The sequence below is a fragment of the Vibrio sp. L3-7 genome, from assembly GCF_963898195.1.
Lineage (GTDB): Bacteria > Pseudomonadota > Gammaproteobacteria > Enterobacterales > Vibrionaceae > Vibrio > Vibrio echinoideorum.
In genome coordinates this window covers 54,376-67,689 of sequence record NZ_CAWQUW010000015.1, presented here as the reverse complement: position 1 = coordinate 67,689, position 13,314 = coordinate 54,376, and the positions used below count along the sequence as shown (strand labels likewise).

Here is a 13,314-nt window from a genome sequence, read left to right as displayed (position 1 = left end):
GAACATTAATAACTGTATGCTTTAATGACGAGAAGAACCACTGGTTATAAGTTCTATGTGTAATAGACAAGGAGATTAATCTTGGTTGAAGAAGATAACTAAGCTCCCTCCTTTCAGACTACTTCCGTAATTGATCGTAAACCCAATTCCAACATTATCAACCCAGTCGTTAAATAGATTTGGGTTGAGTAGCCAACCTACACTGCCTTCGTAATATGACGTTGTACCCATAGAAGCAACGGTATCACCACCGATATCAATTCTCCTTATACTGGAGTACATAGAAGTAATGTTCTTATCCCAGCGTATTAAGTCATAGAAAATCTTGGCTTCATTGGCGATATACCAACCTTCGGGATATCCAACGTTGCCATTATTAGCCTCTCCCCAACCTATACCATTGAAGTAATGCCAACTAGTACTTAACTTGTATTTTCCCCAGTCATTCTTGTCTTCAAAGGTCAATTTAATCTTAGGTTCAATGATGTAAGCCCATGCATCGGTATTAAGATAAACGTTATCCAATTGATCTTTAATAGGCTCAAGCAATGGTGAACGATATTCGAAGTCATTACGGTAATAAGAGATGTGGTTACCAATAGCAGAACTGAAACTCCAGTGCTCATCTAATTGCGATACATTCGCAAATTCTACATAGCCAGAAATGACTGATTCTTTTTGAAAATCGCTTTTCACCGTAGACGCGTACGAAATGTCCTTCTCAATACGCAGTGCTGACAAACGCAATGTTATCTCTTGATGATTATCTTCAATATATTCAGGTAGTTCAAACGTATACGGAAGGCTGATTGAAGTGATATCTTTTCTGCGACTTACAGAGTCTTTTGAGCCAATATCTTCGTTATCTAAACTAAAGACTTTGTTTGGATCAAAATTATTAATACCAAAGGTAAACACGTCGGTGTCGTTAAGCAGTACGCTCGTCGCGAATGTTCGTTCCAGATCCTTTCTGAATGAATCTGTCAACGAGTTTGCATTACCTATTGTAGGAAAGATAAAACAAAGCAGTGGAAGTATGGCTGCCCTATTTATATTAACCCTAGAGCATAACTTTGAATGTGGCATTTCTTTTATCACTAAATCGGCTTCCTAGCTCAATGCTATTAGAAGTATAAATTCAATTATCTAAAAGAGCTCACCAACTAACGTGCAAGCTCCAAAATAGTTCGCTGTATAAAGGTATTTCTACCACTTTGCTTTGCTTGATAAAGCGCCTGGTCAACCTTGTCGTAAATAGAGGCCGTAGATTCATCACCTCCGGGTACAAATGACAACACACCTTGTGACACTGTCACCCTATCGGATACTGTTGAATGATCGTGTGCATAGTTCATTTCATGCAGTGCCTCTTTGACTCGGATAGCTTGTAACTTAGCCGTTTCACTGTCGGTATCACTCAGAATCAAAACAAACTCTTCACCGCCATAACGCCCCACATACTCACCCGCACGAACGAAGAGTTGCTTTAAGGTCGTGGCAAGGCCTTGCAAGCAGGTATCCCCTTGAATATGCCCGTAATTATCGTTGTAAGGCTTAAAGAAGTCTACATCTAATAAAATGACTGTCATGGGTATATTACGCCTTCCATGCCATGCAATACTTTCTTCAAGCTTAGTGTCCATATATCGACGATTATACAGTTTGGTGAGACCGTCTTCGTTGGCTTGTTGCTGTAGGAGTATGTTGAGTTCTTCGAGTTTGGCAGTACTCTGCTTTAATTCTCGTCGCATGTGCGCGATACGCTGCATTGCGATCAACTTGGAATTCAAAACAACTTTGTTAACTGGCTTGATCAGGTAATCGTCACCGCCCGCATCAATCGCCTTAGCAATCATTGCAGGCTCTTCGTGACCACTCAAAAAGATGATAGGAACCCATTCAGGGAATCGACTGCGAACCTCATTAGCGACTTCAAAACCATCCATGTCTGGCATGCTGATATCGAGTAGTACGAGTTCAGGATCAAAATCAGAATAAACATTCAGGGCTTCCTTTCCGCTGCCAACAGCTTCAACAATATGACCTAATTGCTTAAGTCGAATAGCAAGTTGCATCCGGTCAAGTTGAACATCATCAACCAGCAATATGCGCATCGAAGATCCCTTTTCTATCATCACATCACCTTTATCTAGTGTTGAATATTCAAAGTAGCTCAAATTTGAGCTTAAATCATGCCCTAATCTCTATATTATATTGACTTTTTTACAGATCTTTTTAGCATTGTTTCTTTTTAAAGAGAAATACTATGTCAGACGCTACAAACAACGAAGTACAAGAAATCGATTTAACCACTATCTCACCAGAGCTTCGCCAAGTTATCGAATTTGATGAAGTGCCTAAAGAGATGCACAACATGGTTACTTCTATTCATGAGGTGTCTGAAGAAGCAGTGCGTGAAACTTGGAGCAGCCTTCCAGCAAGCGCACAAAATGTTTTAGACAACTTTGAGCAATTCCACGCTCTAATCTCTGTTAGCCAAGCTTTCGCTGGCGTAAACATGATGGAGGAGTTCCCTACTCTTAAACTTCCAGAAGGCATGTCTGATGAAGAAAAAGAAGAGTACCGAGCTCAACTGCTTGACCAAATTTTACATAACTGTGTAAAAGACATGGCTAAGCAAATCAAGAAAGCGCGCCGTGATGCTATCTTGAAGCGTGATTTCAAAGAAGTTTTCATCAGATAAGCCGTTCATCTCACCTAAATTTAGGTTGAATACTTAACGAAAACTTAATGATTAAGCCGCATGTTGCTTTAAACACGCGGCTTTTTTATGTCCGCTGCTTTTTCCTGTCGTTGTTCTTAACGTCTGCTACCGCTCTTGCTGTTACACAGCATTATGCTTATGCACACATACAGTGTGGCGCATAACTGACAGTTATACCGTATAAAGATGACGCATGTACCCATTCATGGAATCAAGATCGAATTTTGAGATTCCCTTAATCCAAAATACCAAGAGCGACACTAAGACTTCCTATAATGCAGAGAAACGTTGAAACCCTCAGAGGGTTTAACGCACCGCAACACTTTAATGTGTAACCGCAATATCTCTTTGAGCGACACTCACGCCCTTAATTTGCGCGTAAACTCGTTGACCAATTTCTAGGTTTAATTCATCTAGCGCCCACAATGTGATGGTTGCCCATAGATAACATCCAGATTCCAACTCCAGCTCAACAGCCACACTCTGTTTGTTAGAGCCCTGCTGATGCGTCTCTACGCTTCGAATGGTTACTGGCAGAATATTACGTATCGAAGTCCTTTGCGGCTGTTCTAGCGCAATAGAGACGTCATTTGCCCTAACTTGCAGCCTTACCGCCGCCCCAATCTCACTCGATACCTTCTGAACCCATAAAGACGTCGATTTTCCTAGCATTAACCGAGACAACGCATAATCATCATTGTGCTCTGCAAGCGTTGCTTCAAATAACGAGCTTTGCTCTGAGAAAGATTGCCATGGCTGCATGGCTCTTGAGGCCCATACATCTTCGGTTACTCCTGATGAAATAACTTTACCTTGATCAATAATCACTAGGTGATTCGCCAAGCGTAAGATCTCATTAAGACTATGGGTGACATAAATGATCGGAATTTGAACGGTTTCGGATAAGTTTTCTAGAAACGGCATCACTTCACGCTTTAGCGGTAAATCGAGAGAGGCCAACGGTTCATCCATCAATAAAATGCTTGGCTTAGATAACAATGCTCGGCCAATCGCCACACGTTGCTTTTCACCACCAGACAAACGCGCTGGATAACGATCGAGCAATGAACTCAAAGATAGCAACGAAACGATTTGATCGTAGTGCGTGTTATCAATGCCTTTCATGCCATATTTAAGGTTCGACGACACCTTCATATGCGGGAATAAACGTGACTCTTGAAACACATAACCGACATTGCGTCTGTGAGTCGGCAAATTAATGCCGTTAGCGCTATCAAACAAAGTCGTACCAGACACACTGATCAAGCCTTTATCTGGTTGTTTAAGACCACTAATCGCGTTAATGAGTGAGGTTTTCCCCGCACCGGAACGCCCAAAAATCGCAGTGATACCATGACTAGGTAGCGTTAAATCGATATCAAAAAAAGTGTCACCAAGCTGTTGTTGATATTGAAGGATCAGAGCGCTCATGCATTTCCTCCCAGTCGCTGTGATGATTTTCTATTTAACCACTCAGATAACATCAGCGAACTAAGCGCAATCACAATAGAAATGACGCATAAACGCGCTGCTTCCATTTCGGCGCCGGGAGTTTCGATAAACGTGTACATGGCCAATGGAATGGTTTGAGTTTCACCGGGGATATTGGAAACAAAGCTTATCGTAGCGCCAAATTCACCCAGGCTTCTCGCAAAAGAAAGCATGGTGCCAGTGATGATCCCAGGGATCATCAAAGGCAATGTGATAGTGAAGAATACTCGAATCGGGGAAGCGCCCAATGTGGCTGCGGCCTCTTCGAGTTTACTGTCTACAGTTTCTAAGCTCAGTCTGATAGAACGGACCATTAACGGCAACGCCACGACTACACAAGCAAGTGATGCGCCCTTCCAGCTAAAGCTAAATACAATACCAAATACGTCATTGAGCCAAGCTCCTATAATGCCTTGCCTACCCATCATCACCAGCAACAAATAACCGATGACCACAGGTGGAAGCACCAAAGGCAGATGGACAACACTTTCTACAATGCTTTTGCCCACAAATTGTTTTTTAGCAAGCAACCATGCTAAGCCGATGCCGATAGGAATAAGCCACAAGATGGCAAAACCAGCGACTTTCAAGCTCAGCATTAAGGCTTGGTATTCGTATTCCGATAAATACATCATTTAACGCACTTCAAATCCAAAACTGTTCAAGGTGTCCTTCGCTTTTTCGCTGTTTAGGAAAGTATAAAACTCTTCTGCGACGACTTTATCGCTCAATTTCGCTACCGGGTAACGTATTGGCGTATGTAAATTTGATGGGAACGTCGACACGAGGTTCACTTCTTTAGAAAGCAACGCATCGGTTTTGTAGACAATGCCAAGCTTAGCTTCACTACGCTCTACCAAAGCCAATGCCATACGAACATTGTTACTTGGTGCCAATCGAGTCTTCACATCGTCCCATACACCTAACGTTTCTAGCGCTTCTTTCGCATAGATACCCGCAGGAACCGACATAGTGTTGCCAACCGCAAGTCTTTCATTCGTGAGTAGTTTAGCCCATTGATCACCGTTTGAGAGATCCAAAGATATTGGCGTCTCTTTCGGGGAAATCAGTACAAGCTCGTTTTCACACAGATTTGTGACATTGTCACTAGAAACCAATTGACGATCGACTAAATGCGTCATCCATTTTTCGTTTGCTGAGATAAAAATGTCTGCTGGCGCGCCTCTTTCGATTTGGCGTACCAAAGATGACGTACTGGCATAGACTGGAATAACATCGACAGAATGATCTTTCTCAAACTCTTCGACCAACAAGTTTACCGCATTCGTCATCGACGATGCAGCGTAAACTCGTAGCTTTTCCGCAGCCAAAAGATGACTAGAACTCAATGCCGAAGTTAAGGCGATGGTTAAAAGGATGACTCGCTTTTTCATTGTGACCACTTATCTATTGTTCGTTTCAGTTCTTGAGCTCGCTTTCAGTTCAGACTTAACGGTTTAACGCAGGCTAAAGCTTTTACATTCAGACCTAAATTGTTAATTCGGGCCAAAGCAAATCAAGATTTAAATGCTCTTCTATGGCATCAGCGATTCGATTAATACCCAGTTCTTTAAGCTGTTCGTGGTCAATCGCTGTCACATCATTGGCTCCTGCCCATTCGCAGATAAGCGACAACGCATCACTGCTATCGAATACGCCATGCAGGTAAGTACCAAAAATTGAGTTATCTTGATTCACAGCGCCATCAAGGCTGCCTGATTCTAACTGAACTGGTAATACTGTTTCTTTGACATCAGTCCTGCCTACGTGGATTTCATACCCTTTTACTTGTGCTGTTTTACCATCAAGTGTCATGGTGCCGCGCACGTTTGTTAAGGTTTTCTGTTGTGTTAGCGTCGTTTCAGTATCGAGATATCCTAACCCTTCGCTGCTTCCTGGCTCACCTTCAACACCATCAGGATCGTGAATGATCTTTCCTAGCATCTGGTAACCGCCACAGATACCCATCACTTTGCCGCCCAGGCGTAGATGACGTTGAATGTCTTTGTCCCAATCTTGCTCTTTTAGGTAATCCAAGTCTGCTCTTACTGATTTTGTACCCGGCAAGATAATCAAATCAGCGTTGCTTACACGCTCACCTTTGCCTACGTAACGTAAATCAATGGAAGGATTGAGTCTTAGTGCATCAAAGTCTGTGTGGTTACTGATTCGAGTTAGAACAGGCACCACGACTTTAAGTTTAGCTTCTCCTTCAGACTCTTGAGTTGAAGTGATGGCATCTTCCGCTTCTAGGTTAAAACCATGAAGATATGGCAATACACCTATCACTGGCTTGCCGGTTTTCTCTTCTAGCCAATCAAGTCCAGATTGAAGTAGCGCGATATCGCCTCTAAAGCGGTTTATCACAAAGCCTTTTACGCGAGCTTGTTCAGACTCAGATAATAACTCTAATGTGCCGTAGAGGTGCGCAAAAACGCCACCACGGTCAATATCGGCAACAATGATCACCGGGATATCCGCCTTTTCAGCAAATCCCATGTTCGCAATATCATTTTCGCGAAGGTTAATTTCAGCTGGGCTGCCCGCACCTTCAATCATCACGCTTTCGTATTCTTCAGAAAGTCGGTCAAACGAGTCAATAACCGTATTCATCGCGACTTTCTTATAATCATGGTAACCCGTCGCTTCCATGTTACTGATCGCGCGGCCTTGAAGAATAACTTGTGCACCCGTATCTGAATTCGGTTTTAACAATACAGGGTTCATGTGAACGGTAGGTTCAATATTACAAGCTTGCGCCTGAACCGCTTGAGCACGACCAATTTCGCCACCATCTTTCGTCACAGCACTGTTTAAAGCCATGTTCTGTGGCTTGAAGGGTGCCACTTTGATTCCTTTTCTTGCCAATACACGGCATAAACCTGCCACCAAAACACTTTTCCCGGCATCTGACGTTGTCCCTTGAACCATAAGGGTGCTTAATGGTGCTCGCATTCGTACTTAAATCCTTAATTTCTTAATTTGCAATTTATAGCTGTGGGCAATATTTCTATTACTCCATCTTAACGCCATTGCCGAGTAGATGCTCAATAAAATGAATGGAAAATGAATGTGTTACTCACTCTGGATTCAACCCAGGTGTTGTTTAATAGCTCCATCGAAACGGAACGTCTCCGCAAAAAATTCTTTAACTTAAGAAAACGTTTCAACTAAAGAATGACGTTTCAACTAAAAAACAACACTTAAGGATTCATCATGAAAACAACTGTATTAGCTATCGCAACCACTATTATTCTTGCTCCTACTTTCGCAATGGCTGGTGACCACCACAGCGACAACGGCAATAGCAACAACAAGCACGAGAGCGCTATTGCCTACACTGGACCAATCGAGACAGTTTCTGTTGCTTCTCTACTTGAAAACACAAGCATGTTTTCAGAACAAGACACCGTTGTTGATGGAAAAATTGTTCGCCAACTAAAAAGCGATACGTTTATCTTCTCTGATGGACAAAGCGAAATTCAAATTGAACTGGATGATGACATTCGCTTAGCTGCACCACTGACTGCTGATACAAAAATTCGTATCTTTGGTGAGTATGAAGGTGGTAAAACACCTGAAATCGAAGTTGATCACATCCAAGTGTTATAAGCAGAAAGCTTAAATAACTTGCTGTAAATAATAAGCTTCAATAAATTGGCCTGCATATTGCAGGCTTTTTTGTATATACTGCCGAAAATACAATTTATATGGAGTCACCATGCTAGGTCGCACAAACAAGACTGTCCTTTTAGGACTAGCTGCACTGTGTTCATTCTCTGCGTCTGCAAACAACTTTAACTACAACACATTCGAGCTGCGCATGGGGACGAGCCCTAGTACGTTTGGTGGTGAAGTCACAACCATGTTTACCCAGAACTCTCATTTTGTTGCTCGTATCGATTCAGAATTTGAAAGTGATTGGGACGCAGCGGTAGGTATGGGATTCCACGGCCCAATTAGTCAATTTGCTGACGTTACGGGTCAAATGTTACTGCATAACATCGAACGTAATGACGACAACCACATCAAAACTGAAGTAAACATCGGTTTGAGAGCATGGATTTTGGCGAATGTTGAACTCAATGCACGCCTTGGTCAGTTGATCGATAACGATGACACACGTTCGATTGTTGGTGTAGGCGCACGTTTTCACTCAACAGACCAACTTTCTGTAGGTCTAGATATGCGTAATAACGGTACTTACGGACACCAAATCTTGATGTCAGCTCGATTCGGCTTCTAAGCTGACTTTGATTTCAATACTGGATTCGCTTTCTTAGCTAGGTTCGGTTTCTTAAATTAAGTCTACACCTAAGCTAGAGTTACTTCTAAGTTATAGCTACTTCTAAGTTAGGTGTCGTTCATAAGCAATGATACAACGACACGAAATAAAAAAGCCCCGAGCATAATCATGCTCGGGGCTTTTTATTGTTGCAGTTATCGCTCGCTTTTAGCTGTATTAACACTTAGCGAGCAATTTACTTCTACAGAGCAACCATCAGCATCTTTTTCTGATGATCTAAGTACTCTTCGTAAGTACCTTGGAAGCTTACCAACTGTTGGTCTTTCACATCAATAATGTGTGTCGCTAATGACGAAACAAACTCGCGGTCATGGCTGACAAAAATAAGCGTGCCAGTGTAAACCTTCAGTGCATCATTAAGCGCTTGGATTGCTTCCATGTCCATGTGGTTAGTTGGTTCGTCCATAACAAGCACGTTGATGTCTTGCATCATTAGCTTGCCAAATAATAGACGGTTCTTCTCACCACCTGAACAATTGCGAGCTTGCTTGTTCGCATCATCAGCAGTAAACAATAGACGACCAAGAATGCCACGTACCATTAGATCATCGTGCTTCACTGTACGCCATTGTGAGATCCAATCAAAGATGCTCAGATCGTTATCAAAGTCAGTTGTGCTATCTTGCGGGCAGTAACCTACAGAAGCATTTTCAGACCACTTAACGATACCTTCATTTTGCTCCAGTTCTTGAACTAGGCATTTTAACAGGGTGGTTTTACCTACACCGTTCTCACCGATAACCGCAAGACGTGTCCCTGCTTCGAGTAACAGATTACCATCAGAGAACAGAGTCTCTCCATCAAAACCATGGCCAAGCTCTTTAAGCTCTAGTGCTTGGCGGTGCAGTTTCTTACCTTCACCAAAATCAATTGATGGGCTCATACGGCTTGATGACTTCACTTCATCAAGCGTGATTTTATCCATCTTCTTGGCACGAGAGCTTGCTTGTTTTGCTTTAGATGCGTTTGCACCAAAGCGGTTTACGAAGTCTTGAAGCTCGCTTATCTCAGCCGCTTTCTTAGCGTTGTTAGCTAGTAGTTGATCACGAATCAAGCCAGACGCTTCTAGGAAGTACTCGTAGTTACCAGGGTAAACGCGTAGCTCGCCGTAGTCGATATCCGCCATATGCGTACATACCGAGTTCAGGAAGTGTCTATCGTGCGAAATGATGATCATTGTACATTTACGCTGGTTTAACTCTTCAGCAAGCCAGTTAATCGTGTGAATGTCCAAGTTGTTGGTTGGTTCATCAAGAAGCAGGATATCTGGGTTCGCGAACAATGCTTGCGCCAATAGCACACGCAGTTTCCAACCTGGAGCAACTTGCTGCATCAAGCCGAAGTGAAACTCTTCTTCGATACCCGCTTGAATTAGGATGTCACCTGCACGGCTTTCTGCTGTGTAGCCATCCATTTCCGCGAATTCGCTTTCAAGTTCCGCGACTTTCATGCCATCGTCTTCGCTCATTTCTGGCAAAGAGTAAATGCGGTCACGTTCTTGTTTTACTTCCCACAGTTTTCTATCACCCATGATCACAACGTCGATAACGCTGTATTGTTCAAAAGCGAACTGATCTTGGCTTAGGACACCCAGTTTTTCTCCTGGAGTAATAGAAACGTTGCCCGAACTTGGCGCTAATGCCCCACTTAGGATTTTCATGAACGTTGATTTTCCGCAACCATTGGCGCCGATCAAACCATAGCGGTTGCCGTTACCAAATTTAGCAGAGATGTTTTCAAACAGCGGCTCTGCGCCAAATTGCATTGTGATGTTCGCGGTAGATATCAAAGAACTAATTCCTAAGCGTGTACTGACAGATAATTATTAGGCGGATTGACGCGCCTAAACAAGAAATATAAAAATATGGATTAAACATAAAACGAAGCGCGGATTATATAGAGATCAGGATCACATTGTCGAGGTTAAACAGTGAACGGATAGCGAACAATTCACAATTAAGTGCATTTAGTCGGTTATTACGCCATAAATAGAAAAAATCCCCGCCAATTCCATTAGCAGGGATTCCATTTATCAAAAATAAAAGTGTCAGATCTCGTCTGAACTACTACAGCTTCTCGCTATTTAGTTATTTTTTTCTGAACATATTTCTGGCCCACATCGACAACCGCAACGTCTCTGAAGAAACTTCTACCCAACAGGAGTGGGAAAGAAAGATGCGTTCGGTCTGCTAACGTAAACTCGGTTTTATCTTTTAGATCACCAATTTGAATCGCAGCTACAACCACAGCGCGTCGTTGTGTACCTTCAGCGCTCGATTGCTTGATCTTAACCCAACGCTCTACAGGTAGGCTGACCTCTTCAGTTGTTATACCGTCATGTTCAATCTTGAACTTAACCCAGTCTTTTCCGTCACGTTCAAAATCAACGATATCCACCGCACTGATTGAAGAAGTTGTAGCACCCGTATCTACACGAGCTTTAAATGCTTCTTTAAGACCAGGGACAAACACCCACTCTTCTTCACCAAGGATCAGTTTACCATCGCTTGTCTTTGTTACTTTTTCTACTGGTTTTTCAACGGGTACAGGTTTTTTCTCTGGCTCAGTTGGTTTTACTTCGTCTGGCTTCTCTGTAGGTTCTGTTACTTTCTCGCCTTCAGTTACATCACCTTTCGAAGAATCATCAACAACCGGTTGTTCTACTTGAGGCTTTTGCTCTGGCTCGACAGGAACCTGAGTCGTCGTCGAACAAGCAAAAAGACCGCCACTTAACATTAGAGTTATAATCGCTTTCCAGTTATACATTCAGTCACCTTCTATTTTGATACGTTGGCAATCGCTTTTGCTACATAAGGGATATGGGATTCAGAAAGACCTGCAATATTGATGCGTCCATCACCAACACCGTAGATTCCATATTCTTCACGTAATTGATTCATCTGAGTTTCTTTAAAGCCTAGTACAGTAAACATACCTTTATGGCTTTCAATGAAATCAAAGTGTGACGTGTTGTAAGTATTTCGCAATTCATCGCATAAGCTTTGACGCAGATTTATCAAACGTTGCTGCATTTCGCTCAGCTCTTGTTTCCAAATCGTGGTTAGCTCTTGATTCTGAAGAATTGTTTTAACCAAAGCGGCACCATGATCTGGCGGCATTGTGTAAGTTGAACGAGCAAGCGTGAGAAGCTTACCTTTGGCATTGCCAACATGTTCGCTGTTTTTACCGATCACGATAGCTGCACCCGTTCTTTCGCGGTACAAACCAAAATTCTTCGAACAAGATGTCGTGATAAGCATTTCTTCAACATTGTTAGCCATATGCTGAAGACCTTTCGCGTCTTCTTCTAGGCCGTCACCAAAACCTTGATAGGCGATATCGACGAACGGTAAGAAACCATTTTTCTGTGATAGTTTGGTAATTTCCTGCCATGCTTCAAAGTTGATGTCGGCACCCGTTGGGTTATGACAACAACCGTGCAGTAGTACCACATCTGAAGGACCGGCTTTCGATAGGTCTTCCAGCATTTTTGCAGTATCAACTTGCTTCGTTTCAGGACTGAAGTAATTATAGTAGCGAACTTTTAAGCCAGCCGCTTCCATCACCGGTTTGTGGTTAACGTAGCTTGGGTTTGAAATCCAAACTGTCGTGTCTGGCTGAGAAACTTTCATCAAGTCACCCAACATACGAAGTGCACCACTTGCACCTGGTGTTTGAATCGCAGCAACGCGACCCATTGCAGAAGTCCCTTTAAGCAGCAGATCAACCATACTCTGGTTAAACTCTTCACAGCCGGCTAGGCCAACGTAAGCTTTGGTTTTTTGAGTTTCGACAACAATATCTTGAGCCATAGAAACGGCTTTCATGATAGGTGTCTCACCTTGATCGTTTTTGTAAACACCAATGCCTAAATCGACTTTATCAGTGCGAGGATCACCGCGGTAAGCGACAGATAGAGATAGAATTGGATCTAAAGTTGGTTTTGGTAGATGTGAAAACATGAAAGTCACAACCCTTTGAAATTCAAGTAATGACCTCCAAGTTATCATTTTATTTACAATTTAAGAAACAGAAATTCATCAAAGTTTTGATTTTTAGGAGATAACTCTAGTTGAATCCAGTGCATCCTAGCAATCCCTACTCCTGATAGTTCAATATTCCATCAATTTACAAATTTAACTGCGTCATAAAATAAAAAAGCCTCAGCAGAGGGGCTGAGGCTAACTATTTGTACTAATGTAGGATGTCGTAAATTTACGTTAGTCCACTAAAGTTGGAACCGATGAATAATTTGGTTTGAGCTGCCTCTCCAATCTAACATTGGATCCGCTTTGTCTTGCTCGAAGCGACCGTCAATCAAAGTATCCACGTATTCAAGTACTTGTTTCTGTTTATCATCCAATTCGTCGAGTTCGTAACCCGTCCACATCCAAATGTCTTTCCCAGCACATTCCGCCCTTACTCTCTGAACCAACTTAAGTACTTCAGACACGTTTGCAGGATGCAGAGGGTCACCACCAGAAAGCGATAAACCACGACGTTTGATCCGCGGATCGTTAAGATCAGCAATAATTTGGTCTTGCAGTTCTTGAGTGAACAAATGCCCAGAGTCCAACCTTTGCGTCGACTGGTTATAACACCCACGGCACTGGTGCACACAACCCGACACAAACAAAGTGCATCGTGTTCCTGGGCCGTTTACAACGTCGATTGGGTGATATTGATGATAATTCATAAGGCAGTATTGAAAACTCGTGATTGCTTAATGGTTTAACTTGAAAGTAGCGAGAAGTGAAACAAATGAATTGGTATCGACATTGAGCCGATACCA

13 protein-coding genes are annotated in these 13,314 nt (G+C 42.6%); 3 read left to right on the top strand and 10 right to left on the bottom strand.

The window, feature by feature from the left end:
• Nucleotides 1-75 precede the first annotated feature (75 nt).
• Both AACW75_RS12915 and AACW75_RS12910 read right to left on the bottom strand, forming a co-directional pair.
• Nucleotides 76-1,086: a Solitary outer membrane autotransporter beta-barrel domain gene (locus tag AACW75_RS12915; RefSeq protein ID WP_145571783.1), complete on the bottom strand. Its 1,011-nt coding sequence runs from the start codon at nt 1,084-1,086 to the stop codon at nt 76-78.
• A 77-nt stretch (nt 1,087-1,163) separates the two neighbouring features.
• Entirely contained in the window at nt 1,164-2,114 is a 951-nt protein-coding gene (locus tag AACW75_RS12910) for a GGDEF domain-containing response regulator (protein WP_029224847.1), read from the bottom strand.
• Nucleotides 2,115-2,266: 152 nt separating this feature from the next.
• Here AACW75_RS12910 and AACW75_RS12905 point away from each other — a divergent pair, with 152 nt between their 5' ends.
• Nucleotides 2,267-2,704: a DUF3069 domain-containing protein gene (locus AACW75_RS12905; RefSeq protein ID WP_004731036.1), complete on the top strand. Its 438-nt coding sequence runs from the start codon at nt 2,267-2,269 to the stop codon at nt 2,702-2,704.
• Between the two features lie 345 nt (nt 2,705-3,049).
• Here the strand turns inward: AACW75_RS12905 and modC are convergent, their stop codons facing one another.
• The 4 genes from modC to AACW75_RS12885 form a co-directional block, all read right to left on the bottom strand.
• Complete coding sequence (modC, locus tag AACW75_RS12900; protein ID WP_145571781.1) at nt 3,050-4,156, bottom strand: molybdenum ABC transporter ATP-binding protein ModC; 1,107 nt, start codon at nt 4,154-4,156, stop codon at nt 3,050-3,052.
• Nucleotides 4,153-4,851 carry a molybdate ABC transporter permease subunit gene (gene modB, locus AACW75_RS12895; RefSeq protein ID WP_135458682.1) on the bottom strand — a complete coding sequence of 233 codons (699 nt, stop codon included), beginning with the start codon at nt 4,849-4,851 and terminating at the stop codon, nt 4,153-4,155. The genes modC and modB overlap by 4 nt, the downstream gene beginning before the upstream one ends.
• The gene (gene modA / locus AACW75_RS12890) at nt 4,852-5,610 is read right to left on the bottom strand and encodes a molybdate ABC transporter substrate-binding protein (protein ID WP_004731042.1); all 759 of its coding nucleotides are present in this window, start codon (nt 5,608-5,610) and stop codon (nt 4,852-4,854) included.
• Nucleotides 5,611-5,704: 94 nt separating this feature from the next.
• On the bottom strand, nt 5,705-7,171 hold the full coding sequence (locus AACW75_RS12885) for a cobyric acid synthase (protein WP_145571779.1): 1,467 nt from the start codon (nt 7,169-7,171) through the stop codon (nt 5,705-5,707).
• Nucleotides 7,172-7,432: 261 nt separating this feature from the next.
• Here AACW75_RS12885 and AACW75_RS12880 point away from each other — a divergent pair, with 261 nt between their 5' ends.
• Complete coding sequence (locus AACW75_RS12880; protein WP_145571777.1) at nt 7,433-7,828, top strand: YgiW/YdeI family stress tolerance OB fold protein; 396 nt, start codon at nt 7,433-7,435, stop codon at nt 7,826-7,828.
• A gap of 109 nt (nt 7,829-7,937) precedes the next feature.
• On the top strand, nt 7,938-8,462 hold the full coding sequence (locus tag AACW75_RS12875) for a hypothetical protein (RefSeq protein ID WP_017073496.1): 525 nt from the start codon (nt 7,938-7,940) through the stop codon (nt 8,460-8,462).
• A gap of 241 nt (nt 8,463-8,703) precedes the next feature.
• On the opposite strand, the gene AACW75_RS12870 is transcribed toward AACW75_RS12875, so the two are convergent.
• The 4 genes from AACW75_RS12870 to nrdG form a co-directional block, all read right to left on the bottom strand.
• Nucleotides 8,704-10,311, bottom strand: a complete 1,608-nt coding sequence (locus AACW75_RS12870) for an ABC-F family ATPase (protein WP_081324464.1) — start codon at nt 10,309-10,311, stop codon at nt 8,704-8,706.
• A gap of 290 nt (nt 10,312-10,601) precedes the next feature.
• Complete coding sequence (locus AACW75_RS12865; protein ID WP_017073494.1) at nt 10,602-11,288, bottom strand: ATP-dependent zinc protease family protein; 687 nt, start codon at nt 11,286-11,288, stop codon at nt 10,602-10,604.
• 11 nt (nt 11,289-11,299) lie between these two features.
• A complete protein-coding gene (locus AACW75_RS12860) occupies nt 11,300-12,484 on the bottom strand; it encodes an amino acid aminotransferase (RefSeq protein ID WP_029224846.1) in 1,185 nt (394 codons plus the stop codon).
• A 266-nt stretch (nt 12,485-12,750) separates the two neighbouring features.
• On the bottom strand, nt 12,751-13,218 hold the full coding sequence (gene nrdG / locus AACW75_RS12855) for an anaerobic ribonucleoside-triphosphate reductase-activating protein (RefSeq protein WP_017073492.1): 468 nt from the start codon (nt 13,216-13,218) through the stop codon (nt 12,751-12,753).
• Between the last annotated feature and the right edge of the window lie 96 nt (nt 13,219-13,314).